Source organism: Paenibacillus sp. J22FR5, assembly GCF_059691975.1.
Window position 1 is genome coordinate 1 of the sequence record NZ_JCAUAN010000007.1, and the last position, 23,811, is coordinate 23,811.

22 protein-coding genes and 1 rRNA gene are annotated in these 23,811 nt (G+C 44.3%); 11 read left to right on the top strand and 12 right to left on the bottom strand.

Translation table 11 applies throughout. From position 1 onward, the window contains the following. The 3 genes from AC58P7_RS11935 to AC58P7_RS11945 all read right to left on the bottom strand — a co-directional run. Nucleotides 1–195, bottom strand: a 16S ribosomal RNA gene (locus AC58P7_RS11935); the annotation flags it as partial. 336 nt (nucleotides 196–531) lie between these two features. Further along, nucleotides 532–810 carry a hypothetical protein gene (locus AC58P7_RS11940; RefSeq protein WP_497343037.1) on the bottom strand — a complete coding sequence of 93 codons (279 nt, stop codon included), beginning with the start codon at nucleotides 808–810 and terminating at the stop codon, nucleotides 532–534. Nucleotides 811–970: 160 nt separating this feature from the next. Beyond that, complete coding sequence (locus AC58P7_RS11945; protein ID WP_497343039.1) at nucleotides 971–2,170, bottom strand: S-layer homology domain-containing protein; 1,200 nt, start codon at nucleotides 2,168–2,170, stop codon at nucleotides 971–973. 211 nt (nucleotides 2,171–2,381) lie between these two features. On the opposite strand from AC58P7_RS11945, the gene AC58P7_RS11950 reads away from it, so the two are divergent. From AC58P7_RS11950 to AC58P7_RS11965, 4 genes are all read left to right on the top strand, one after another. After that, nucleotides 2,382–4,037: an FAD-dependent oxidoreductase gene (locus tag AC58P7_RS11950; protein ID WP_497343041.1), complete on the top strand. Its 1,656-nt coding sequence runs from the start codon at nucleotides 2,382–2,384 to the stop codon at nucleotides 4,035–4,037. 151 nt (nucleotides 4,038–4,188) lie between these two features. Then, nucleotides 4,189–4,965 carry a DeoR/GlpR family DNA-binding transcription regulator gene (locus AC58P7_RS11955; protein WP_497343043.1) on the top strand — a complete coding sequence of 259 codons (777 nt, stop codon included), beginning with the start codon at nucleotides 4,189–4,191 and terminating at the stop codon, nucleotides 4,963–4,965. Further along, nucleotides 4,958–5,782, top strand: a complete 825-nt coding sequence (locus AC58P7_RS11960; protein ID WP_497343045.1) for an HAD family hydrolase — start codon at nucleotides 4,958–4,960, stop codon at nucleotides 5,780–5,782. Before AC58P7_RS11955 ends, AC58P7_RS11960 begins: the two co-directional genes overlap by 8 nt. Beyond that, entirely contained in the window at nucleotides 5,779–6,960 is a 1,182-nt protein-coding gene (locus AC58P7_RS11965) for an MFS transporter (protein WP_497343047.1), read from the top strand. Before AC58P7_RS11960 ends, AC58P7_RS11965 begins: the two co-directional genes overlap by 4 nt. A gap of 166 nt (nucleotides 6,961–7,126) precedes the next feature. Here the strand turns inward: AC58P7_RS11965 and AC58P7_RS11970 are convergent, their stop codons facing one another. The 3 genes from AC58P7_RS11970 to AC58P7_RS11980 form a co-directional block, all read right to left on the bottom strand. Further along, a complete protein-coding gene (locus tag AC58P7_RS11970; protein WP_497343049.1) occupies nucleotides 7,127–7,672 on the bottom strand; it encodes a hypothetical protein in 546 nt (181 codons plus the stop codon). 45 nt (nucleotides 7,673–7,717) lie between these two features. Continuing rightward, nucleotides 7,718–9,157 carry a DEAD/DEAH box helicase gene (locus AC58P7_RS11975; protein WP_497343051.1) on the bottom strand — a complete coding sequence of 480 codons (1,440 nt, stop codon included), beginning with the start codon at nucleotides 9,155–9,157 and terminating at the stop codon, nucleotides 7,718–7,720. Between the two features lie 86 nt (nucleotides 9,158–9,243). Further along, nucleotides 9,244–9,819 carry an RNA polymerase sigma factor gene (locus AC58P7_RS11980; RefSeq protein ID WP_497343053.1) on the bottom strand — a complete coding sequence of 192 codons (576 nt, stop codon included), beginning with the start codon at nucleotides 9,817–9,819 and terminating at the stop codon, nucleotides 9,244–9,246. A 199-nt stretch (nucleotides 9,820–10,018) separates the two neighbouring features. Between AC58P7_RS11980 and AC58P7_RS11985 the strand changes: the two genes are divergently transcribed. Together AC58P7_RS11985 and AC58P7_RS11990 are read left to right on the top strand one after the other, a co-directional pair. After that, nucleotides 10,019–10,276 (top strand): DUF2573 family protein, encoded by a 258-nt coding sequence (locus AC58P7_RS11985; RefSeq protein ID WP_497343055.1) that lies wholly within the window; start codon nucleotides 10,019–10,021, stop codon nucleotides 10,274–10,276. Nucleotides 10,277–10,286: 10 nt separating this feature from the next. After that, entirely contained in the window at nucleotides 10,287–10,442 is a 156-nt protein-coding gene (locus tag AC58P7_RS11990; RefSeq protein ID WP_497343057.1) for a hypothetical protein, read from the top strand. Here AC58P7_RS11990 and AC58P7_RS11995 read toward each other — a convergent pair. Together AC58P7_RS11995 and AC58P7_RS12000 are read right to left on the bottom strand one after the other, a co-directional pair. Continuing rightward, on the bottom strand, nucleotides 10,428–11,204 hold the full coding sequence (locus AC58P7_RS11995) for an SDR family NAD(P)-dependent oxidoreductase (RefSeq protein ID WP_497343059.1): 777 nt from the start codon (nucleotides 11,202–11,204) through the stop codon (nucleotides 10,428–10,430). The genes AC58P7_RS11990 and AC58P7_RS11995 overlap by 15 nt on opposite strands. Nucleotides 11,205–11,275: 71 nt before the next feature. Then, a complete protein-coding gene (locus AC58P7_RS12000) occupies nucleotides 11,276–11,734 on the bottom strand; it encodes a chemotaxis protein CheX (RefSeq protein WP_497343061.1) in 459 nt (152 codons plus the stop codon). Nucleotides 11,735–12,017: 283 nt separating this feature from the next. On the opposite strand from AC58P7_RS12000, the gene AC58P7_RS12005 reads away from it, so the two are divergent. Together AC58P7_RS12005 and AC58P7_RS12010 are read left to right on the top strand one after the other, a co-directional pair. Next, nucleotides 12,018–13,697: a PAS domain-containing sensor histidine kinase gene (locus tag AC58P7_RS12005; RefSeq protein WP_497343063.1), complete on the top strand. Its 1,680-nt coding sequence runs from the start codon at nucleotides 12,018–12,020 to the stop codon at nucleotides 13,695–13,697. Then, nucleotides 13,694–14,473, top strand: a complete 780-nt coding sequence (locus tag AC58P7_RS12010; protein WP_497343065.1) for a TIGR01457 family HAD-type hydrolase — start codon at nucleotides 13,694–13,696, stop codon at nucleotides 14,471–14,473. The genes AC58P7_RS12005 and AC58P7_RS12010 overlap by 4 nt, the downstream gene beginning before the upstream one ends. 230 nt (nucleotides 14,474–14,703) lie before the next feature. Here AC58P7_RS12010 and AC58P7_RS12015 read toward each other — a convergent pair whose 3' ends face one another. Together AC58P7_RS12015 and AC58P7_RS12020 are read right to left on the bottom strand one after the other, a co-directional pair. Then, nucleotides 14,704–15,282 carry a PadR family transcriptional regulator gene (locus AC58P7_RS12015; protein ID WP_497343067.1) on the bottom strand — a complete coding sequence of 193 codons (579 nt, stop codon included), beginning with the start codon at nucleotides 15,280–15,282 and terminating at the stop codon, nucleotides 14,704–14,706. 12 nt (nucleotides 15,283–15,294) lie between these two features. Then, on the bottom strand, nucleotides 15,295–16,821 hold the full coding sequence (locus tag AC58P7_RS12020; RefSeq protein ID WP_497343068.1) for an MDR family MFS transporter: 1,527 nt from the start codon (nucleotides 16,819–16,821) through the stop codon (nucleotides 15,295–15,297). Between the two features lie 265 nt (nucleotides 16,822–17,086). Here AC58P7_RS12020 and AC58P7_RS12025 point away from each other — a divergent pair, with 265 nt between their 5' ends. Both AC58P7_RS12025 and AC58P7_RS12030 read left to right on the top strand, forming a co-directional pair. Then, complete coding sequence (locus AC58P7_RS12025; RefSeq protein WP_497343070.1) at nucleotides 17,087–17,989, top strand: LysR family transcriptional regulator; 903 nt, start codon at nucleotides 17,087–17,089, stop codon at nucleotides 17,987–17,989. A gap of 53 nt (nucleotides 17,990–18,042) precedes the next feature. Continuing rightward, a complete protein-coding gene (locus tag AC58P7_RS12030) occupies nucleotides 18,043–18,849 on the top strand; it encodes a histidinol-phosphatase (protein WP_497343072.1) in 807 nt (268 codons plus the stop codon). A 78-nt stretch (nucleotides 18,850–18,927) separates the two neighbouring features. Here the strand turns inward: AC58P7_RS12030 and AC58P7_RS12035 are convergent, their stop codons facing one another. After that, the gene (locus AC58P7_RS12035) at nucleotides 18,928–21,243 is read right to left on the bottom strand and encodes a bifunctional diguanylate cyclase/phosphodiesterase (protein ID WP_497343074.1); all 2,316 of its coding nucleotides are present in this window, start codon (nucleotides 21,241–21,243) and stop codon (nucleotides 18,928–18,930) included. 98 nt (nucleotides 21,244–21,341) lie between these two features. Next, nucleotides 21,342–22,598 carry an MFS transporter gene (locus AC58P7_RS12040; RefSeq protein WP_497343076.1) on the bottom strand — a complete coding sequence of 419 codons (1,257 nt, stop codon included), beginning with the start codon at nucleotides 22,596–22,598 and terminating at the stop codon, nucleotides 21,342–21,344. 94 nt (nucleotides 22,599–22,692) lie between these two features. Between AC58P7_RS12040 and AC58P7_RS12045 the strand changes: the two genes are divergently transcribed. Further along, the gene (locus tag AC58P7_RS12045; RefSeq protein WP_497343078.1) at nucleotides 22,693–23,772 is read left to right on the top strand and encodes a ParB/RepB/Spo0J family partition protein; all 1,080 of its coding nucleotides are present in this window, start codon (nucleotides 22,693–22,695) and stop codon (nucleotides 23,770–23,772) included. Nucleotides 23,773–23,811 lie beyond the last annotated feature (39 nt).

Genomic DNA, 23,811 nt, shown 5'->3' on the forward strand with positions numbered 1-23,811 from the left:
TTCTCTCATGCGAGAAAACCAGTTATCCGGTCTTAGCTATCGTTTCCGATAGTTATCCCAGTCTTAAAGGCAGGTTACCTACGTGTTACTCACCCGTCCGCCGCTAGCTTACCCCGAAGGATAAACCCGCTCGACTTGCATGTATTAGGCACGCCGCCAGCGTTCGTCCTGAGCCAGGATCAAACTCTCCATAAAGTTTTCCCCATAAAGTGAAGCGAAAGCTCCGAAGAGAATTCCGATTACTTTCCGGGGACCCCTAAGGGTTTGCTGATTTGTGCTCATTGACTTGCTAGCGAGATTTTGCAATCTCTTTTTTTGAACGATTTCTCGTTCGTGCTTACTCACTCGTTGTTCAGTTTTCAAAGATCAATTTCTTTCGTTTTCCAACCCTAATCTCAAGGTCGGAACTACAATATAGCATAATCACCCAACCAGATGCAAGCTTTATTTTTACAAGTTTCGATAAAAATTGCAGCCCGTTTTGGCCGGAAGAGTAATATACCACGGGCATTGGGATTATGCAACACCTTTTTAAAAAGAATATCGATTCAGCTCTTGCTCTACAAGTTCTTGCTCAAATTGCTCTTTTAATGAATCATTACTAGGTGAAATCGAAAGCCCCATTTCTTTAAATTCACGTATCAAATTCTGAATCTCATTTAAGTTGCCTTGTTGAACATAGTGCTCCGTCTGATTAATGACATGGAACGCCATGGCCTGATAAGCATCCGTGAAGCTTTGGTCAATCCCCTCTGCTCCTCTATAATCAGCATAATACCGTTTAAACGTATCCATCAAGCTTTCTTCCATCCTAAATCCACTCCTCTCAAGATATAGCATAGTTTCCCACCTTCCTTGCCAAATTATACAATTAAAAGCACAACAAGCTCCTGCTAATAAGCAAGGAGCTTGTATGTGTGGAGCTAACCTAATTCATTTCTCTTTAGAAGTTATGCATAATTGCTTAACTTTATTTCACGTCAATTGTTGTAACAGTTTGAGCTTGGCCTTTAAGTTGAATCAAATGACCAGCTGTGAAGTTAGCTAGGTTACCTGTCAAAGCGAATGTCGATGACACATTATATGTAGTTGATTGATCAACACCATTGATATTTTGTGTAATCGTGATTGTTGCAATTTTACCTTGCGCGTTAATTGTAGTTGCAGTCAACGTACCCAAAATGTCGAATGATGTATTTACTGGAGCGTTACCTGTAACTTCTACAAACACAACTGTGTTGTTGAATGTACGAACTTTCACAGTATCGCCTACAGCAATTTCAGTAGCAGCTACTTTTACACCATTACGTAAAATGAAAGCATCTGGGTGCATTGTATACGTCGTTGTTGTTCCATTTTTAGTTAGGGAAAGAACATTGTTGTATACAGCCGTGCTTACTGTGCCTGAGTTTGTGTTTTGATCTTGATCAGGCAATTGGTCGTTTGTACGATCTAATAGAGCAGCCAATTCCGCACGAGTTACACTTTTATCTGGCTTAAACGTATTGTCTTCAAAACCGTTAACTAAACCTTTATCAACGGCTACTTTCACGTAACCTACGGATCCAGCAGGGACTTTCTTCGCATCTTTAAATGTAAGCGTGCTTGTCATTTTTGCTTTTGCTTCAGCTTCTAGTTTCAAAGCTTTCACTAAAAGTGTTGTTGCCCATAGACGATCTGCATCTTCATTTGGCTGAACACTATCATCATTTTCAGTGAATAGGTCATTCTCAAGTGCTACAGCAACATAACCTACTGCCCATGCAGGAACTTTGTCAGCATCTTTGAAATTCAATTTTGTTGACTTTTCAGCGTCGGATTCAGCTTGCTCACGCAATCCCATCAAACGAACAGCCGCTGTAATCGCTTCAATACGAGTAACTGTTTTTTCCGGCTTGAAGCTACCATCTTCATATCCTTCGAAAACACGTTTGGACGCTAGGCTTGCAATATAACGCATTGCCCATTGTGCATTCTTCATATCGTTGAAATTAATGTTAATAGTAACGTTTCCATTGAAAACATTCTGGTTATAAGTGGTATTGTTTTTAGATCCTTTGTTATCACGATCATTATGATTGCCATTAGCAAATGCGGCAGTTCCGCCACCCATTACCATTGTTAATACAAGACCTGTAGCTACGAATTTTTTCATTAGATTCTTTTTCATTTAAAAATCTCTCCCTTAGTTATAATGGTTTTATACATAAGATGGAGCCTTCGCGAAGGGTTCCTGGTTATGCTACAAGGATTCGCCATTGCGTGTCATTTTTTGGGGGTAGAGCTTGGAAATCTTTTAAAATTAACTCCAAAAGTCTATTAAATCCACCCTGAAACTGCTAAACTGAGACCATATAGTTTAACGCTAAAGGAGCTTGTGTATGCGCTTACGAAACCCGCGAGTTCAACTCGTTATTGCTCTAGCTGTACTCTTAATCCTTGTATCAGCCTTCTCGCTCAGCAAGATTTGGTTTAAGCAAGGAAGCATTAACGTAACCGCAGTAGCTCCAACCGTTACACATCAAGACACCCCACAAGTGAGTGAAGCGCCGTCATCAGTTCCTCTTCAAGAGACGAAAAACGAGAGCTTGGCCACATATCCAACAGAAAACGTAGATGTTGTCGTGATTGGAAGCGAGCTTGAAGGCCTCTATTTAGCCCGAGCAGCCGCGGATGAAGGTTTAAAAGTGAAAATACTGGATCCTCATCAAGCGTTTGGCGGTCAAATTCTTCAAAGTCAGATGCTGTTTCTGGATGAAACGCGCGATGAACATGGACATCTTCTCGTACAGGGCCGGGCAAAAGAACTTTTCGATGGCTTCCGAAATGCCAAAATTCGAAAGCTTTCTGAATTCACTACTTATATGAATAAGCTAAGTAAAGATATCCCTATTGAGTCTGGCATCACGATTCAAGATATTGAACAGATACAAACGCCTGATTATATGCACAAAATTCCATCCATTGTATATCGTACGAACAAAAATGAAGTGAAGAAAATAACAGCTTCCTATTGGGTAGATAACAGTGATTTTGCGGCATTAATTAGCCGATTAGAAGCTAAACGTTTACCAGGACTTGAGATGTTCTATGGTCAGAAAGACATTGAGTACATGAGCGCTGGCATGATGATGAAGTTCAAAAACGTAGATTGGAAGAAGTTCAATACGACTTTTAACGCATTAAAGCCTGAGGATAAAGCAAAGCAATTTGGCGGCGGGAGTGTGAACGATAGTTTCGCAATTGGACTTAGCGGCATGACGAAGGCTTATCATCCTACGAATGATCGTGTTTTCCTTAGAGGGTTGAATGCTGTGAATCAACGTGACGGGGATGTACTTATAAATGCCCTGCTTGTTTATACGGTGGATCCTGCCAAGGAGGCATCTGTACAAGAAGCTGTTAATTTAGGAAATAAAGAAACGGCCCTGATTTTGCAGCATTTCCGTAAAACGTTGCCTGGCTGGGAAAAAGCTGAACTAGGTGAGCTGCCTACCTATCCCTATATTCGTGAATATAACCACTATGAAATGGATTACACGTTAAAACCATCTGATCTCCTTGCAGGTACGATGTTTTGGGACAATGTCAGTATAGGCGGCTATCCGCTAGATTTACAAGGAACGAGTGCCAACAAGTGGGGCATTGAAATGGGACGTCCCGATAAATACGGCATGCCGCTCCGCAGTTTTTTACTTAAAAATTATGAGAATGTTATCGCTGCTGGGAAAAATGTCGGATCTTCAGCCATCGCTTACGGCAGCACACGTATTCAACCGAACACGAGTCTAGCCGCTGAATCCATCGGTATCATCTTAGGTCAACTTCATGGGAAGCAGAAACTTCGTGAAATTACACCTGAAGAAATGACGAAGCTCCAGACGTACTTAGCGACGCGATATCAAATCAAGTTGACCGGCGTAACGGCTACCAATAAGATTTCCGGGTGGAATGCAGAAGAAATTCGTAAATTAGATTCGGGTGAAATCACTTATCCAAGTTATATACAAACGCGCAAAAAAACAGTTGTAAAATAAGATTTTACGTATAGACCGTGTACTCGCTCTTTTGGCGAGGGGCACGGTTTTTTCTTTCTTAAAAGTATTGAAAGTATCCTAATATGCGTATACAATAAGCGATATACTTATATATACTTACAAACACTTAAGCGAAAGGGGGCATATATCCTTGTTTCAAGAGGAAAGACTCTTCTCCATACTCGAATACTTAAAATCACATAAGCGTATAACCGTCGATCTGATCTGTGAGCTTTATGAAGTTTCCCGCGATACCGCTAGACGGGATATGGTGAAGTTGGAAGAACAAGGCTTGATCGTTCGCACACGAGGCGGGGCGATACTTCCCACACTTTCCAAAGAAGTGGGTAATTACGATCAGCGTCTTCAGGAAGAGTCCTTTTCCAAACTTTCGATTGGCAAGACAGCTGCCGGCCTCGTTCAAGATGGCGATTACCTTATGATGGATGCATCAACGACAGTATTGCATGCAGCGACTGCCCTAACCTCTAAGAACAATATTGTCATCACGAGCTCCATCGAAACGGCTGCAATCCTCACCCGCAAAGATGAAATTACGATTCATATGCTTGGAGGCGTGCTAGATAATAAGCAACACGGTGTCTACGGGGCTAAGGCCATTGAAATGTTAAAAGAGTATCACGTCGATAAGTTATTTATCGGAACGTGTGGCATATCCGACGATGGGCTTTCTTGCCCAAACGAAGAGGATTGTTATTTGGTAAGAGCGATGATGCAGCATGCTGATCAAGTCATTGTTCTCGCCGATCATTCCAAATTCGGCAAGCGTTTGTTCCATCGTGTGGTTGGATTTGAAAGCATTGATATTCTAGTGACAGATCAAGCACTAAGCGAAGAAATGAAAGAACGACTTTTAGCTAGTGAAGTTGAAATTGTATTAGCAGGAGGAGATAACCACCATGATTAAACTCATCGTAAGCGATCTAGATGGCACATTGCTCGATCATCATAAGAAAGTAGCCCAGCGAGAGCTTGATGCCCTAAGCCAAGTGAAAGATGCAGGAATTACGCTTTGTCTAGCCTCAGGCAGAATGAATTTGGAAATGCAGCAAGTGCTTCAGGAAATCAATCACCAAGCCCATTCTGTTTCTCAAAATGGCGCCTTCATCCACTTGGTGGACGGTACACTTTTGCAATCGAAGCTATTCAAGCCCTCCATTGCCAATCGCGTTTATGAACTAATTAAACCTTCGGATGTGGTAAAGCTGATATGCTCTGGCGATGCTAACTTTATCGAAAGCTTAAGTCCAGCTTCGGATGAGATACAAGCAAGGATGTTTGAATCATTTATCGTGAATCGAGACATAGAGCAATCCTTAAAGGATGGGTTTCCGATATGTAAATTTTCACTATTCGGGAGTTTAGAGAAGTTACTTGAAATTAAAGCCTTGTTGGAAAAAGAGCTTGGCGACCAATTGGACATCTATTTAGCCGATACAGATTGCCTCGACATTATGCCTCACCAAGTATCGAAAGGGAGTTCCTTGCTTACACTGCTTACTCATTTAAATGTGAAGCCTGAGGAGATCGCCTGTTTTGGAGATTCTTTTAATGATGTCTCTATGTTCGGCATTACTCCGCATAGTTTCGCCATGCATACTGCTCATCAAGATGTGAAAAAGCATGCCGCTTATACAGTCGAATCCGTTTCCGAAGCGATTGCACACGTATTTGCTTATAATGAAAAGTTTACGACTGAACCTAAAGGAAGCGCCGCATTATGAAAAGATTATTGATCATGGGCTGCTTATCTTACTTATTAACAGGCTGTACGCATGTTATTTTTGGTGCAGTATTGCCTGAATTACTAGCCCATTATGGTCGAAGCTACAGCGGCGGCGGCATGCTCGTCTTCCTACAGTTTGGAGGCTTCATGCTTGGGGTACTTAGTATGCCGACTCTCATCCGTCGCATTAGTCGTCGAAGTACGATTACACTAGCGTTTAGCTTTCTGTTTATCGCTATGCTTGCTATCGGCATACTGCCTCCCTGGCCAATAGTTGTAGGGTTGACCTTCATTGCGGGCATCTCTTTCGGACTCGTAGAGTCCAGCATAAGCACTTTTATCCTCATGGCTGCCAAAGATCAACAAGCGGTTGCCTTCAGCAAGCTTGAAGTCTTCTTTGGACTCGGCGCCTTATTTATGCCGCTTGTATCCAGTCTACTTATTGCAAATGGTTTATGGAAATATGCTTTCATGCTGCTAGGGGTAAGCGCACTTGCGACAGGCATCATTTGGTCTAAGCTTTCATTAGGAAAGCATGATGAATTACTTGCACATAAAGCGGACCGTACTCAGAAAGCAGATCGAGTTCCTGTTCTTACCAAAAGCTCCTTCATCTTTTTATGCTTGCTGATGACCGTTTTCTTCCTATATTGCGGCATGGAAAATACGATTGTTAATTTCTTGCCGTCGATCTTCAAGGACCAGCTTCATGCTTCAAGCTCCATCTCCTCTCTTGGCGTTACCGCTTATTGGGTGACCATGGTTGTAGGACGTTTATTTGCTGGCGTACTTGCTGAAAAGATGACATATTTCAAGTATCTAGCCTTCTCCTTTGCCTTAAGCTTGCTCACCGTATTCGTTTGGGTGTTTAGCACCAATCTATGGAGCTCCTTTGCCGTAATTCTCTTGCTCGGTTTATTCATGTCCGGCATGTTCGCGGTAGCACTTATTTATGCAAATCAACTATTGCCAGGACGTACGGAACAAACAACGAGTGCACTTATCGCCGCAGGCGGTTTAGGCGGAGCCATCCTGCCACTGGGTGTCGGTTGGGGCATGGATCACTTCCATGTAGGTGTCTCGATTTGGTTTGTTCTGATCAGCATGTGTGTTGTGTTTGGCATTATTATGTATACACGTAGATGGCAGGTTCCTGTGCTGAGAGCAAAAGCTTGATGTTCTCTCTATATATCCAGAATTCATTGTTCCCAATGAAAGATGCAGATACAAGTTGAAGATGAAGATGAAAGATGAAAGATGAAAGATGAAAGAAGAAAAGCAAAAAGCGAAAAACGAACCCCCCTTCAGATCCACTTACGTGGAATTGAAGGGGGATTCGTTTTTACTGAAATGCCTTAAGTTGAATCACAATGGCCTTGTCTTCAAACACCACATTCTTGATGCCAATTAATTTAGGCAAATAGGATTGCAATGGAATTTCTACAGGAGCTAGCTGAAGCCACTCGTTTGGTAAATGCCAGCTCTTAATCTGTGTATTCACATGTTGAATGATTAAGTTAGGCGGAACCCACGCTAATGTAAACATCGTGTGAACACCAACCGGGATACGTTCGTGCCACTTAACGTTAACATCCGCTTCGATCATGGAGCCTTGCAGGTTCAACTTAGCACCTACCATTCGGAAGTCATGCGGCAGCACGCTGTGTGAAGCTAGTTGCTTCTTGAGCAAATTATTCACATCTTCTTCCGAGAGCCGAACGTCCAGCTTTCGGGAAAGGATCATTTCTGCAATTTTGTTACTAATTGAAATCTCTGTATATTGCATATCAAGTGATTCCGTTGGTTTCACATACTGAATGACGATGACTAGCATCACCACAGAGATGACAGCCAGTGTCACAAGTGTAATCATTATTTTCTTCAGCATGCTATACACCCCGCAGATGATTAGTAGCCTTCCTTAAGGAGCAAGCTACTCTTCTTTATTCTGCTGCTGCTTCTCTTTCAGCCAGCGCGGAGCTCCCTTGCTCTTACGATCGCGCTCGCGTTGCGCTTTGCTGACGGTTTTGCCAGTGGCAGCCGGTTTCCCTTGCGCTGCCGGCTTCGCCGGAGCAGCGCCCTGCTGGCCGCGCGCTTCTGGCACCGCGGCACTTACGCGCACCGCGCCCGCTGGCGCAGCAGCTTCACGCGCGCTGGCGGAGCCGCTGCGCGAAGGTGTTGAGCCGCTCGGGCGCGCGGCTTCACGGCGGCTGCGCATCGTAGCCGCACTGCGGTCTTGGGCCGGGTCGACTAACCGGCCTTCGTACATCGCCTTCGGCTCAATCGTGATGCCGAGCTGCTTCTCGAATTTCTCGATGATGAAGAGCTCCTTCGTGGTCACGATAGAGATCGACGTTCCCTCGCGGCCCATCCTGCCTGTTCGACCTACACGGTGAAGGTAATACTCCGCATTCGTAGCCACATCCAGATGGAAGACATGGGTTACGCCTTCTATATCAAGCCCTCTGGCCGCAACGTCTGTCGCCAACAATAATTGAAATTTCCCCTCACGGAAATTACCCATGACTTTGGCGCGATCTTGTTTGCTCGCTTCTCCATAAAGAGCTTCAATAGAAAGGCCCACATATTGCAGCTTGCCGACGACTTGTGCGATATCGTCGGTCACGTTAATGAACACAATCGCAGAAGTTGGCTTAATCATGCGTACAAGTCTTCGTAGTGTATCAATTTTTTCCCGTTCCTGACACACAACATAGTGATGCTCCAGCGTTTCAGCGGTGCGCTGTGAGGGGTTAATTTTGATAATAACCGGATCCTTCAGCCATCTGCCTGCCGCTTGCTCCGTGCTTTGGGGAATTGTAGCCGAGACAAACACCATTTGACTGGAACGAAGCATACCCTTAAGGACCGCTTCAACATCCTGCATAGAGCCAAGTTCAAAGACTTGGTCAACTTCATCCACAATGCCGATTTTCACATGATGCAGCGTAAGCTTCCGAATTTTCATCAATTCAAGCAAACGTCCTGGCGTACCAACAACAATATGCGGATGAAGTCGCAGCTTCTCTACCTGTCTAGCAGCAGCCGCTCCCCCAATCAACGATTGAGAACGAATAGGCCCACCACTCGTCAACTTCTCAATTTCCTGCATAATCTGCATGCCTAGCTCTCTCGTAGGAACGACAACCAACACTTGCAATTGTTTTTGTGCAGGATCGATTCGCTCCAAAGCGGGAAGCAAATAAGCTAATGTTTTACCCGTTCCTGTCTGGGATTGGATAATCGCATCTTTACCTTGCAAGAGAACTGGAATGCCCTCCGCTTGAATCGGAGTCGGCTCGCCAATCCCTAATTGTTGTAATTTATCTAAATATGTCTGTGCAATCTGCAGCTGTTCAAAACTCGTGCTCAATGCTATATACCCCTTTTCTCATACAACCTCATGCCCATATTATATGCTAGAGTGACCCAGCAAACAAATATATACACGTTATTCCGCTATCGGTCTGATCCCCACTCCTCCAAAAACTTCTGCTTAATAGCATCGCGCGCCCGAAACAACCTTTGTCGCACAACGCCCTCTGTCACACAGAGTTCACTTGCCATATCCTTGTAGGATAAATTATGAATCCATTTCATGGCGATAATTTGCCTATAGGAAGGGTTCAGTTGATTGATATAAGCAATAACGGCTTCTCGCATGACCTTTATTTCGACTTCTATGTCTGGGGTGGCCGAATAGTCCGAAGTTGGGGCTGATTCCTTCAAGGAGAACATGATCTCACTTTCGAGTTCATCACGATTTCGTTTATGCTTGCGCAAATGATTTAGTGTTACGTTTCGGGTAAGTCTTTTGAGCCAGCCTTCATATTTATCGATCTCTGTTAATAATGGGGCTTTGTGAATCGCACGAAGAAAGGACTCCTGAATGATGTCTTCCACAGTCGCGTGATCTCTCAAAATAAAGTTAATCATCGGATAAACAAGCAGATAAAATTCTTTATAAATCTGTTCCTGCATGCCTTTATCTAATGTGTTAAAGTCGCTGTTAAATATCTCTCTCAGAGACTTCATGTACTCCCCCCTAGCCTACAGGTAAAAAGACCTATACTATTTCTACCTTATTTTAGGATAAAAAGAGGGAGTAAACAATCGTTAACGGAAAATAATCGGAAAATTTTTCCTCACACTTTCAATTTTGACAGTCGCCTTATCATCCATTAAACTTAAAAGTGCTCCAATAACCCTATTTCCATCCGAAGGGATGAAGTCAATGAATACCGATTTCGAGAACGATTTTAATACGCTGGTTGCCAAAACAGCTGAACTTATTACGGGTGATACTTCTCCAGAAATGATCGAGAAAATCAAGGTTTGGGCGTTTTTTAACCACGTTCATAAAGCCCTTCCTGCTCTTGCCTCCCACTGGAACCAATCACATCCAGAAGGAAAAGCGGAAATGCGCCGCATTTTCGAAGAAATTAAAGCGCTCAATCAAGCCAAGCAAGCAGCGAAGCCTGATCAAGAGTAAACGTACTTCCTTGAAGTCACCTTCAGCTCACACAGGCAAGGATCGTCTCCTCTCATTTTCGCCAAATAACGTCTCCTATGTCCGTAAGCGAGCGATCTATGCCGATTTCCAACCCAAAAAAAGCGGCCCAATCATCCGATTGGAAGCCGCTTTATTTCTTATTTAATATCCCCGATGCTATTTTATCGAACATCCGTGGGAACATATGAAACAATTTGATTCCTACGCCCGCTACAAAAGGAAGGTTTTTCTCCGGAATATTTTTCTCAATCGCATGTATAAGCTCTTTAACGACTTTTTCTGGCTTGAGCATGAACCATGCAATGTTCTTAACATAATTGCCGCTCGGATCGGCTTTATCGAAGAATGGTGTCGCGATTGGACCTGGGTTAATGGCGGTAACTGAAACGCCCGTCCTCAATAGTTCCATCCGTAAACTATTTGTAAAGCCAAGCACCGCATGCTTCGTTGCAGAGTAACCTGTCGATTTGGCTGAGCCAATTTTCCCTGCCATCGACGCAATATTAACGATATGTCCGCTTCCTGCCGCCAACATATGAGGTAACACGGCTTGCGTGCATCTCACTAATCCAAGATAGTTCACATTCATCATCTCTTCAAAATGAGCAAGAGGCGCCTCGGCAAATGCCTCAAAAATCCCAAACCCAGCATTATTAATCAGTATATCAATACGCCCAAAGTCAGCCATAATTTGAGCTACTACCTCATTAACTTCTTCCGTCTTCGTAACATCCATCGCATAGACGCCATGCCGTCCTTGCAAGCCTGCAGCAATTTCCTTCAATTTATCCGCGCTTCGTGCTGTCAGCACGGGAATAGCTCCCTTTGCGGCAAATTGCTGCGCCATCACAGCTCCTATGCCACTTGAAGCACCTGTAATCAAGACGACCTTGTTCATGATTTTCAACCTATTCCGCTCCTTTCACACAAAAAAAATGGAGTTACCATATAGCAGGTACTCCACACGTTCAACCTATATTACGTAATTAACACTTGAATGTCTAATTCACCAATGCCATCCATGATTAATGGAATGGTTAACGCTTTCTTCGGCACAAATCCTGCTGCCGTTGCAGATTGGACAAGTTTAGGTGGCGTGATGTCTACCCGTACTCCTTGATTGAAAAGCATCGTGCTCGCATTGCCGCTAATCATATTGCCCAGCTCAGAAATGGCACTCTTTCCCATTTCATCCATTTCGGTGATGACGAATCCGCCCATCATGGCAGATACCATTTTCAAAGCAACATCTTCAGCTAAGCCAAAGACAACGTCGCCTTCCATTTGCCCAGTCATCCCAATTTGGATCCAGATATACTTTTCCACAAATTTGACGTCTTTAATGCCGAGCTGCCCTGTTGTTGGGCGAATGTTAGCAACTTGCTCGATGACGATTCTAGCCGACTCCAAAAAAGGATCAATGTACTCAGCCTTCATAGCTCCGCTCCGATCTCATTTGTGAATAAGTTCCACAGAAAAACGACCTTTTTCAACATTATACATAAAATTTTAGGACAAGTATACTGTCAATTTAACAAAAATAGTTCTAACTACTCAGATACACACCCCCCATTCTACCTTCATACTTAAATTGTCGAAGAAAAAAATACGAATTTTTAATTGCATATTTGGAAAATAAAAATGGATGGAAAATTATACAAAATAGTGTCTAATCCTGTTAAACTTAATAGAGAATCTCAAAAAGGAGTGATGAGAGTCAATGACGATGAACCCCCCTCCTACGCGTGCCAGAAAATTTGTTTTGTACCTTATAGGTACTTTCATTCTCATTGGTATCTATTTATTTTATTTAAATGATTTATCCTATTTTCAACATAACCGTTTGGCAAGTATGGCCCTCGATTGTGGTTTGTTCGTCGTATTAATGATTCTTACCTACTTAGGCATGCGGTTAATCTGGCAACGTGAAGACACGATTTCGGAAACCATAGAACGGTATAAATCACTTTTTGATAACCATCCCGATTCCATCATTTCTTTTTGCTTGGACGGCGAAGTACTTTCCGCAAATCACCGACTTGAAAGTTTACTTGGTTTAGGTGAGGAAACTTCAAGATCAACCTCCTTTCTTCCCATGATCCATCCGCCTGATCTGCTCAAAACGCTGCATCATTTCCAAGTGGCTTCTGCTGGAATGCCCCAAAATTTCGAAGCTTCATTCTTGCACCAAAATGGATTTCCCATCCCTTCTCATGTAACTTTCGTTCCCACCAAGGTGGGCAACCAAATCGTTGGGGTTTATGCCATTCTCAAAGACTTAACCGAGTTCAGAGAACAGAAAAAGGAAATTGATAAGCTTTACAAACAAAATCAACTTATTCTGAACTCTGTCTCTGAAGGCATTTATGGGATAGACACGAATGGACGAACCATATTCTGGAACAAGGCAGCAGAAGCGATCACCGGTTGGAAAGTGGACGAGATGCTAGGAAGACGTATACATAATCTCATTCGACCTGTTCATAGTGATGGTACTTTTGTCATACCAGAGGAAAACTCGACAGTAAATACGATGCTGCAGCGTGAAGGCTCGATTATGAATGAAGATGTGTTTTGGAAAAAGGATGGAACCAGCTTTCCAGTTGAATACATGTCTAGTCCTATGCTTGAGGGAAGTGGGCAGCTGCTAGGTACCGTTATTACATTCAGCGATATTACAGAATTGAAGAAGACACAGGAATTACTAATCAAATCAGATAAACTGTCTGCGGTTGGACAGTTGGCTGCAGGTGTTGCACATGAAATCCGCAATCCATTGACTGCATTGAAGGGGTTCCTCAAGCTGCTAAAAAGCAATTCGATGAAAGAGCAGTACTACATTGAGATTATGCAAAAAGAACTACAGCGTATAGAGTTTATTGTGAATGAGTTCTTGTTTGTGTCCAAGCCACAGGCTACTCATTTCGTAACCAGCACCTTGTATACCATCGTAATGAGCACCGTTGAGTTACTTCAACCTCAAGCGTTGCTCGGTAATATCGATATTGAAGCTGAGATTGACTCGGGGCTTCCACCAGTTACATGTGATGAGAATCAAATCAAACAAGTTTTTATTAACATTATGAAAAATGCGCTAGAAGCCATGCCGCAAGGTGGAACCCTGCAAATCCAGGCAGAGCTGAAAGGTTCGGGCGAACAAATTATGGTTCGCTTCGTGGATCAGGGCTGCGGGATTGCACCTGAGCGTCTTCCCAAGCTTGGAGAGCCCTTCTATAGCACGAAAGAAAAAGGAACAGGTCTTGGTCTTATGGTCTGTTATCGCATCATTGAAGCGCATGGCGGTTTCATGAAAATACGCAGTACATTAGGGGAAGGTACAGTCGTTGAGATTACACTTCCCACAACAACTTACCAGCCCAAAGGAGTAGCAACAAGATGAACGGATTTCTTATTGATTTAGATGGTACACTTTACAGGGGGCATGAGCCAATTCCTGGTGCCGCAGCTTTCCTGCAATGGTTGCAAAAGGAACAATTGCCCTACCTATTGGTGACGAACAATTCGTCCCGCACCCCTGAACAGGTTGCCGAGCATCTGCAAGCGCTCGGCATCGAAGTACCCGTGGCAGCCGTCTATACGTCCTCACAAGCGGCTGCGCAGTATTTAACCGAGCAACGCTCAGGTAAGCGTGTGCATATGATCGGCGAAGACGGTCTGCGTATTGCTCTAGACGCAGCCGGCTTCGCCGTAGATGAGACGACGCCAGATTACGTCGTCCAAGGTATTGACCGCAGCTTCACCTACGGGAAGCTGACGGAAGCGGTCCGCCATCTGAAGCATGGCGCGACCTATGTCTTAACCAATCCCGACCGGATGCTTCCGTCGGATGGCGGGCTTATGCCAGGGGCTGGCTCCCTGGCCGCTGCGATCACCGCCGCCTCCGGCGTGGAGCCGGTGGTGATCGGTAAGCCTTCGCCGATCATTATGGCGTACGCCATTGAGCGGCTCGGACTGCCTGCCGCCGATGTCTGGGTCATCGGCGATAACGTGCATACCGACATCCGCGGAGGCGCGATGGCGGGATGCCGCACGGCACTCGTGCTGACGGGCGTCGCCACCCCAGACAATGTGCACGAGCAGCTGGCGTCGGCGGGCTTGATGCCGGACTTGGTCTGCACGGATTTGCCGCATTTCATTGCGCAGCTGGCTAAATAAGCCTGAAGATGTGTAGTTATTACTTATTTCGTTGAGGAAACCTCTGAAAAGCCTGCATATTCGCAGGTTTTTCGTTTTCTATGGCGTGTATTACACAAAGAACGCTTATTCTTGGGATAGGCGGCTGGTTTATTATGGTTATACAAAAAAACAGCACTACCTTGACATCCAAGATAGCGCTGTTTCTCTTCATTCGATCTTTCCTTTTCAATCTTCACTTCCCAATTTCCTCACTCAATCCGATCCCAATCCACATCGAGCTCCGAATCCTTCTCCTGCAACCGCCCCTCTCGGGCATCCCGTTGCAGCTCTTCTAACCATTTCAGCTCGGTAAACGCACGCTTATAGCTGCCGACCATCATTTGCAAGACGACACGTGGAACAATGGTCAAATGCTCGTTGTACAAGCTTTTCATTTTATCCATAATCATTTTCTGTTCCAAAATTTTATGCTCAAGAATATCAGCAATCTTGGCTTGATCACCATGAACGGTAAAAGGCAGTGCCACATAGAGCGGATGATAATGCTTAATCTCCTCATGTAATTGATGAGATAGCAGCTCTTGAAACTTCCTTTTACCCGCATCCGTGATTTGATAGATCGTCTTCTCGGGTCGATTCGTATCCCGTACGACTTCTAAAGCTTCTACAAGACCATCCTTATGCAGTTGATCCATTGCGTAGTATAGCGAGCCATCCTGCAGCTTCATATAGTTCGTCATGCCACGTTCTTTCATCGTTTGTCGAATCTCATAGGTATGCCGATTGGCTTCCATCAATAATCCGAGAATGACCAGCTTCATCGACATCTGTGTAACCTCCTAGTGCCCTACTGGTACATCTCCTTTAACAGGTGCTTTACCAACTTCCAGTTTAGCATTTCCCATTAATAAAATGAACACAAGGCCTAATACGGCTAACACAATCGTTGTTTGGAAAACGACGGCAATGGAATCGGCCAACGCTGTAAGCAGCTTATGCAATACGTCCGCTGGAATATTCGCTCTCACCTCTGGTTGAAGCAGCATGCGTGCGTCATGAAACTTCTCAGCCATAGCTGGGTCGTTCAGTGAAGTCGTGATATTGTCTTTCAAAGCGTTCACTTGAATACTCCCGAATATCGCAACGCCGATGGCAGAACCAACAGAACGAAAGAAAGCTACTAAGGAAGTTACCGTACCCCGACGGCGGAAATCGACCTTGTGAAGTGCAGACATCGACGTAATCGGAAAGCAAGCGCCAATCCCTAGTCCCAGTATAATCATGTAGGTTGTTATAACCCAGCGCTCTGAATCAATGGATATCCCACCAAGAAGCGATGTCGCTACCAAGAGGAGCGCTACAGATACAAGTAACACATTCCGATAAGAGAATTTACCGATAAAGCGTCCACCTAGGGCACTACTTACAACGACACCTAGCATCATTGGGGTTAACGTCGAACCAGCCGATGTTGCAGAGCCTTCGAATACACCTTGGATAAACAATGGAATGTAAGTCCCCGCCGAGATAAGCACCGCACCATACGCGAAGCTTACTCCCATACTTGAGGTAAACAAACGATTTTTGAACAAATCCAGTGGTACAATTGGCTCTGCTGCATTTTTCTCTATGAGAATAAAGCCTGCCAACAACACAACAAATCCAGCAAATAAACCAATAATCTGCAGTGAATCCCATGCGTACTCTTTACCGCCAAATTCTAATGCGAACATCAGCGAAACGATAGCCGCGGTCAGAACAATCGTACCGCCCCAGTCAATCTTCGCCTTACTATGTTCCACGGACTCGTGATACGAGAAAATAATCATAATCAAGGAAACAATACCTAGAGGCAAGTTGATATAGAAAATCCATTCCCACGTTACATGGTCCGTAAAGTAAGCACCAATGATGGGACCAAGTACACTTGATAAACCGAATACAGCGCCGAACAAGCCTTGCATTTTACCCCGTTTCTCTGGAGGGAAAATGTCAAAAATAATGGCAAAGGTAATCGGCATCAGGGCACCTCCACCAATACCTTGAATTGCACGGTAAATGATGAGCTGTGTCATCGACGACGCAGTTCCGCATAACGCAGATCCAATCATAAAGACGACGATCCCAATAATGAAAAATAATTTACGGCCATACATATCGGATAACTTTCCGAAAATCGGCATTGCAGCCACATTGGCAATCAGATAGGCCGAGAATACCCAAACGAATTGGCTGAAGCCGCCCAGCTTCGATACAATCGTTGGCATCGCAGTCGAAACGATCGTTTGATCGAGCGAAGCCAGCAAGAGCCCCAGCATCAAGGCCACAACTGTCCAGGTTGGATTTGATTTACGTGTCAAAGACATAAGTGGAGTCCCCTCAATCGTTATTTTAATACATAAATTATTTTATTCAAATTTGAGTAATTTGAAAAGATAATATTCAGTTATAAGTAGTCTCTCTCTCCTCGGTAGCATGCACCCACAAACTAGCAATTATCCTGCCATGTTGCCTATGTAGCTCTTCCTATCATATAATAAAGTCAGAAAAGCTTTTTATGCCCTTTACAATTTCGATAAATTTTATTTGTACCTTTATACCCAAAAATCTAACATGCAGGAGGTAAATCTCATGAATATGAACCAGTTAGAGACCCTGCTCACCATTTCCAAAACGATGAGCTTTCGTAAAGCTGGCGAGATTCTTAACTTGACCCAACCTGCCGTTTCCGCGCAAATAAAAAGTCTTGAAGACGAATTCGGCACGATTCTCATTGATCGCAATCAGCCTGTTACGTTAACGGATAGTGGAAAGCTTTTCTTGGAGCATGCAGAGAAAATATTACGGATCACAAATGATCTTAAACAACGTCTTTCCGATCTAAGTCAAACCCCTCAGGGTCATATCCATATTGGCACAACGACCTCAATTGCCATGCAGATATTGCCCAGGGTACTTTCGTATTTTCAAGACCAGTTTCCGCTGATCAAAACAACAATTCACTCCATGACCTCCTCTCAGATCATGACGTCTGTGGAAAGCGGCCACATTGATATTGGCATCACGTACTTATTCGAGAAGAATCCAGCACTGGAGACGTCCGTGCTTTACTATGATAATTTTGAACTCATCGTCTCCACGCATCATCCGCTTAGTCGTTTCACCCACTTATCTATCGAAAAGCTCAAGAACATTCCGTTTATCATGCTATCCCCGGAAACAGCAGGTCGACGTTTCGTCGATCAAATCTTTAAGTCGTATGACGTCTCACCTCATATCGTCATGGAGCTGTCTAGCAGCGAGGAAGTGAAGCGCATGGTAGAGCTTAATCTGGGTGTTGCGATTATATCAAAGATGTCTGTTGCTGATGAATTGCGGCATGGCACATTGAAGATGGTAAAAGTGAACGAGCTGGATATTACTCATCCGGTAGGCGTAGTATATAAGTCAGGACGTTACTTGAATTCTGCTATGCAACAATTTCTTCGCGATCTTAAAGGAATGCCGGAAACGCAATTTATCGGTTCAGAATAGTTTACGCTTACGATGCTAGTATTGCTAAAGCAATACTTTTAGGAGGCTTTGCAATGAAATTCGACTTACATACGCATCATGATCGGTGCGGACATGCGCAAGATACCATACGTGACTATATTGAGGCAGCCATTGCAGGCGGCCTTCAGGTAATTGGAATCTCGGATCACTCACCTTATTTTGGAAGTTCAGAAGATCGTGCACAACCTGCAATCGCCATGGCCAAAAGCGAATTTCCCCGATATATCGAGGAAGTACTTCGCCTCAAACAAGAGTATGCTGGCAAAATTAATGTACTCTTAGGCGTCGAGTCTGATTATTTCCCTCAGCATGTGGAGATCTATCGTCAAGAATATGCGAAATATCCGTTCGACTATATCATAGGCTCAGTTCATCTCTCCGGTGGTGTGAGTATCTTCAATCGCAACAGATGGAAGAAATTGAACGCAGCTGAGCAGGTTGAACACAAGGAAGAATATTATCGTCTAATCGCTGATTCAGCACGATCAGGTATGTTCCAAATTCTTGGACATATCGATGCAATGAAAGGCTTCTACCCTGCTTTTTCCGATATCTCGACGCCCAAGGTGGATGAGACGCTGAAAATCATCGGAGAATCCGGTGTGGCGATCGAAATTAATACATCGGGCAAAACGAAAGACGTTGGCGGCTGGTACCCATCACACCAAATTCTAGAGCGTGCTCTACATTATGGTGTCGAAGTTACTTTCGGGTCTGACGCGCATGTTCCTAGTCGCGTTGCTGACGATTGGGAAGAGGTCCGGAAAACCTTGAAGGAAATTGGATTCCAGCACTGGGTCTATTTCGAAAATAAGCAGAAGCAAATCGTCGCAATTTAGTGGCCATTGGGTTTCCCAAAACAAAAAGAGGTGACCCAAGTAGTAAATGGGCACCTCTTTTTGTTTAATTCAAAGTATTCATATTTCATAACTGCCAATGAACTTAGAGCCTAAGAAAGCGAGCTTCTCTTGTAATCCTTCTTGCCATACGGCTTGTAACTGCTCAGGCTTCATTGGCTTATAAAAATAATAGCCTTGAATTTGACTACATCCATTCTCCACTAAGAAATCCGCTTGCTCTTCGGTTTCGACTCCCTCTGCGATGATTTGCAGCCCAAAAGCATTCGCTACGGATATGATCGCTTTGATCATCGCTCGATCCTTCCCATCCGTTTGTACGCCGCGGACAAACGATTGATCAAGTTTAATTTTGGTAACCGGGAACCTTTTCAAATAGCTGAGGGACGAATAATGCGTACCGAAATCATCAACCGAAATGGAGATACCAAGTTGGCGAAGTCTATGTAGCACGCCTATCTGAGCGTCCTGCATAGCTACATTCTCCGTGATTTCCATCTCTAAGTATTTCGCTTCCAGTCCTGTTTCCGCTAGAATCGCAATGACCTTATCTACAAAACGTTCGTCATTCAACTGTTTGGCAGAAATGTTGACGGAGATCATCAAGTCTTCATCTGAAAGGCTATGCCATGTCTTCATCTGCCTGCATGCACCGCGGAGCACCCATTCACCAATCGAATAAATTAGACCAAGCTCTTCCGACAAAGGAATGAAATCTGAGGGTGAGATGTAACCTTTCGTCGTATGATTCCAACGCAAGAGTGCTTCGACGCCAATAAGGGTTCCTTTCAAGCAATCGATCTGCGGCTGATACACGATTTCAAGTTCATTCCGGTCAAGAGACTGACGGAGATGATTCTCCATTTCCAGCTTCGAGATGGACAGCATCTCCATCTGCTGGTTGAAGAAGCAAAAGGAGCTGCCGCTTTCATTCTTAGCCATGTACATCGCGATATCTGCATTCTTCAGCAATGCATCCCAGGTAGCGCCGCCATGAGGAAACTGTACAATGCCTATGCTCGCATTAATAAAGAAAGCGCGATTCGCCAATATACAAGGTGGTTTCAAAACATCTATAATTTGCCCGCAAAAGGCTTGAATTTGCTGCTCACTGGGGCAATCCTCCAACAAAATCGCAAATTCATCTCCACCAAATCGGGCAAAGGTATGATAGGTCAAATTAGACTGTCTAATGCGATGAACAACCTCTTGGAGCATATGATCTCCCATATGATGGCCATGCGAATCGTTTACCATTTTGAAGTTATCGAGATCAAAGAACAATACGACTAGTGACTTCCCCTTCTTCTGATTTTGCTCAATTTGCTCTTTCAAAATCAATTGAAAATGGGCTCTATTATGTATGCCTGTCAGTACATCATGGTAGGCCATATATGATAACATATGCTCGGATTCTTGCATTCGCTTCGTAGATTCCCGCAGCTCCTGCTGCCCTGCGATCAGCTCTTCATTCGCAGCCTTCAAATCTTCATTCGCAATCTGCAGCTCTTGTGTTCGTTCGTTGACAGCCTGACTTAAACGATCACGCTGCCGAATGATATAGATGATGAAGAACATGCCTAGAATCAAAACGAGGAGTATGGCACATCGAATGATGAAAATTTGTTCGTTGATCGCTTCTACAGCATTAGCGGGTGGGGTCGCTGCAAGCTCCCATTTCGAATCCTGAAGATCGATCACCGTGATCAAAGGTGACTGATCAAACGTCGCATTTTCTCCATAAAATACCGGCATGCCTGGGCTTCGAATAGCCATTCTCTGTCCTTCCGAGGCATTGTCTTTAATCCCGGCTTCGATAAGTAATTCATCCATGTTAATGGCTACAGAAACGAAGCCCCAGAAAACACCATCCTTAAATAGTGCTTTGCGGGCAACCAAACCATTAATACCTTGAAGTAGTATAAATGGGCCATCTGTTGTCAATTTCTTCGTATGTAAAGCGCGCAAAACTTGACCTTGTATGTTCTGACGCGGGTCCTCTAGCAGATTCCAATTGATGATGCTCTCATTCCCTTTCAAGGGATAGACGAACTTCATAACCCCATGTGGTGCAATAACGACATTATAGGCAGACGCCTGTGAACCAGCGTACAAGGCTTTGATATATGCCTGAACCTCTTGATCATTTTTGTCTTGTAAGTAACTGGTACTAACGTACGCTTCAAGACTTACTATTAAATTAAAATTGTGATTAATGACGGACTGCAAGGCAACGGCTTTTGCGGACAATTGAGCATTCTCCGTGCTTTGCAGTTCATGAAGCAACGATGTTTTATAGGTAGTAAGAACCGATTCAGATGAAGAAAAGAGAAGGACAAAGATGAGGGATAAGAAGGAATACTGCATTTTTTTCATAGGTCTTTCCTCCCAATTCAACTAGAAGCAGTGTCATCATTCGACATCCTTCTCTATTATTTCATCTCCTCTCCCTTACTGGCAATATATTTATTTATTTACAGCCTAACTTCTGGTCTGCGAATACGAATAGCCATAATAGCTGCAATCATACATACAAATCCTGCCATCATAAATGGAAGCGTATAACTGCCCAGCCAATCCCGTAGTAGCCCTGCTTGAAACGCCGCAAAGGATGCCCCCAATTGATGAGCAACTATGATCCAGCCAAAAATCATACCAGATTTTTCCTTACCAAAAATGTCCGAAGTAATCTTCACAGTAGGTGGAACTGTTGCAATCCAATCCAAGCCATAGAAGACTGCAAAAATGAGCAGCTCTGTATAGCCCAATCCAAGCGCCTGCGGCAGAAAAATGAGCGAGATCCCACGCAACCCATAGTACCAAAACAGCAGCCAGCGACCGTCAAAGCGATCGGTCAACCACCCTGATAAGGTTGTGCCGACAAGATCGAAAATCCCCATGAGAGCTAGTAAGCCCGCAGCTGTCACCTCTGGAATTCCGAAGTCTCCGCAAGCAGGAATGAGATGTGTGCCAATTAATCCATTTGTAGAGAAACCGCAGAAAAAGAAAGTCCCGGCAAGCAGCCAAAAGGCTCCGTGCTTACTAGCTTCTCGCAGTGTACGCAGCGGTGTAAGAAATAGATTGCCCCTAAATGGTGCCGGGGCCACCACTTGGTCCGTGCCATATGCAGCAGCACCAACATCAAAAGGATTGTTTCGCATCCAAATTGCCACAATTGGAATCAAACAAGCAATGACGGCAATAGCGGTGAAAATGGCATACCGCCAGCCGATCTCCACGGTTATTTTAGCCAGCAGAGGTAGAAATAGCAGTTGCCCTGTCGCCGCACTTGCGGTGAGGATCCCAACCACGACACCTTTATGCTGCACGAACCAGCGATTCGCAACGGTAACCCCTAACACATTAGCTAGGCAGCCCGTGCTAAGCCCCACCATGACACCCCAGAGGATATCGAATTGCCATAGGGCTGTCATCGTTGGCGTTAAGGCTAGACTAGCTCCGATGCAAATGAGCGAGGTTAACATGACGCGACGTGTCCCGAACTTCTCCATGAGTGCCGCGGAGAAAGGCCCCATCAGGCCGTATAGCAAAATATTTATAGAGACCACCGAAGATACATCAGCCCGCCCCCACCCGAACTCTTTTTCGAAAGGAAGCATGAAAATACTGGGGATGGAACGAATTCCTGCGGACACAATCAGCGTTAGAAAAGTAACGCCAACAACAACCCAGCCATAATACCAAGTACTATTTTTACCTCTTGATCCCATTACAAGAACTCCCCTCTAACGGATATGCATTCCCACGATTCAAACCTTGATATATAATTAAGCTAGTTAAACCTGAACGAATGGAGATTAGAAGATGGACATACATAACATTCCTATGCACCTCATTGATGAGGATACGGACCAGCCCCGCTATCAATTCGATGAAGAAGCACTGCAAGAATTAATGAAAAGCATTGGAGAAATTGGCATACTCTCCCCGATTAAAGTAAGAACAACAGCCGACAATCGGTATAAGATCATCTATGGCAATCGCAGGTATAAGGCTAGTAAAATGCTTGGTCTTCCGACAATGCCTTGTATCGTTTCCACTGTGACGGATGAAATGGAAATCTATCTGGAGCAGATTGCAGAAAATTTAACAAGAGAAGGCTTCTCTCCGATTGAGGAAGCCGAGGCGTTTCATAAGCTCATGCATGACGCGAAGTTTAGTTCCTCTATTAAATATCTTTCCGGTAAACTTGGCAAGCCCGAATCCTATATCAAAAACAAGTGTGAGCTGCTCAAGTTTGGGAACGCCGTTAAGAAGCTCATCGCCTCTGGAACCGAGATTCGCAAAGATAAGCTCACTGAGGATCAATTACTGCCTCTGAAGGATCTGCCGATGGAGCATCGCGATCCCTTAGCACTGATTATGGCACGTGATGAGATGCCCGTTAGTGATGTGAAGAAAATTGCTAAGATGTTTAAGGATAAGGACATTTCTGAAAGGATTAAAGGCCAGTTGCTCTATAAATCAGGGCCTGAATTAGTGGAGACCTGGTCCACCTTCCAGAACAATCGCGCAGAACGGGCGAAGCCTGTAGCGGCCAAAGCTCCTTCCAAGACGGAGAAGGTTAAAGTGGGGGTTAACGACGTTGAGGCTGCTGAGAAAGTTAAAGATGAAATCAACAACGTTACGGCAGCTACAACTATGGTTTCAGCTCCACAAGTTAAGGTTCTCGAAGCTGCTGGAAAGCCACTTCAAGCTAAACTGCAGCAATTGCTAAGTACGATCCCAGCTCCTCCCACTTCAAGTGAGCTTCAGATGGAGCAGGATGAGATGAATGAACAAGAAAAAGAGAAGTTCTCACAAGACGTCTCGACATTCGTGGAACATCTAGAAAAACAATTGGAAGCTTGGAAAAAGGTTCAAGTACTAGCTGTTTCACGATAATGGCATTCTGACACCGCATTGTGACTCGTGTTATTCCTA

Bases quoted from the DNA above. Each gene is read 5' to 3' on its own strand.
- AC58P7_RS11950 (WP_497343041.1), top strand. From the start codon at position 2,382: ATGCGCTTACGAAACCCGCGAGTTCAACTCGTTATTGCTCTAGCTGTA.
- AC58P7_RS12040 (WP_497343076.1), bottom strand. From the start codon at position 22,598: ATGGGATCAAGAGGTAAAAATAGTACTTGGTATTATGGCTGGGTTGTT.
- AC58P7_RS12020 (WP_497343068.1), bottom strand. From the start codon at position 16,821: ATGTCTTTGACACGTAAATCAAATCCAACCTGGACAGTTGTGGCCTTG.
- AC58P7_RS11980 (WP_497343053.1), bottom strand. From the start codon at position 9,819: ATGAAGTCTCTGAGAGAGATATTTAACAGCGACTTTAACACATTAGAT.
- AC58P7_RS11940 (WP_497343037.1), bottom strand. From the start codon at position 810: ATGGAAGAAAGCTTGATGGATACGTTTAAACGGTATTATGCTGATTAT.
- AC58P7_RS12005 (WP_497343063.1), top strand. From the start codon at position 12,018: ATGACGATGAACCCCCCTCCTACGCGTGCCAGAAAATTTGTTTTGTAC.
- AC58P7_RS12010 (WP_497343065.1), top strand. From the start codon at position 13,694: ATGAACGGATTTCTTATTGATTTAGATGGTACACTTTACAGGGGGCAT.
- AC58P7_RS12030 (WP_497343072.1), top strand. From the start codon at position 18,043: ATGAAATTCGACTTACATACGCATCATGATCGGTGCGGACATGCGCAA.
- AC58P7_RS12025 (WP_497343070.1), top strand. From the start codon at position 17,087: ATGAATATGAACCAGTTAGAGACCCTGCTCACCATTTCCAAAACGATG.
- AC58P7_RS11970 (WP_497343049.1), bottom strand. From the start codon at position 7,672: ATGCTGAAGAAAATAATGATTACACTTGTGACACTGGCTGTCATCTCT.
- AC58P7_RS12035 (WP_497343074.1), bottom strand. From the start codon at position 21,243: ATGAAAAAAATGCAGTATTCCTTCTTATCCCTCATCTTTGTCCTTCTC.
- AC58P7_RS11965 (WP_497343047.1), top strand. From the start codon at position 5,779: ATGAAAAGATTATTGATCATGGGCTGCTTATCTTACTTATTAACAGGC.
- AC58P7_RS11985 (WP_497343055.1), top strand. From the start codon at position 10,019: ATGAATACCGATTTCGAGAACGATTTTAATACGCTGGTTGCCAAAACA.
- AC58P7_RS11945 (WP_497343039.1), bottom strand. From the start codon at position 2,170: ATGAAAAAGAATCTAATGAAAAAATTCGTAGCTACAGGTCTTGTATTA.
- AC58P7_RS12000 (WP_497343061.1), bottom strand. From the start codon at position 11,734: ATGAAGGCTGAGTACATTGATCCTTTTTTGGAGTCGGCTAGAATCGTC.
- AC58P7_RS12045 (WP_497343078.1), top strand. From the start codon at position 22,693: ATGGACATACATAACATTCCTATGCACCTCATTGATGAGGATACGGAC.
- AC58P7_RS11960 (WP_497343045.1), top strand. From the start codon at position 4,958: ATGATTAAACTCATCGTAAGCGATCTAGATGGCACATTGCTCGATCAT.
- AC58P7_RS12015 (WP_497343067.1), bottom strand. From the start codon at position 15,282: ATGTCGATGAAGCTGGTCATTCTCGGATTATTGATGGAAGCCAATCGG.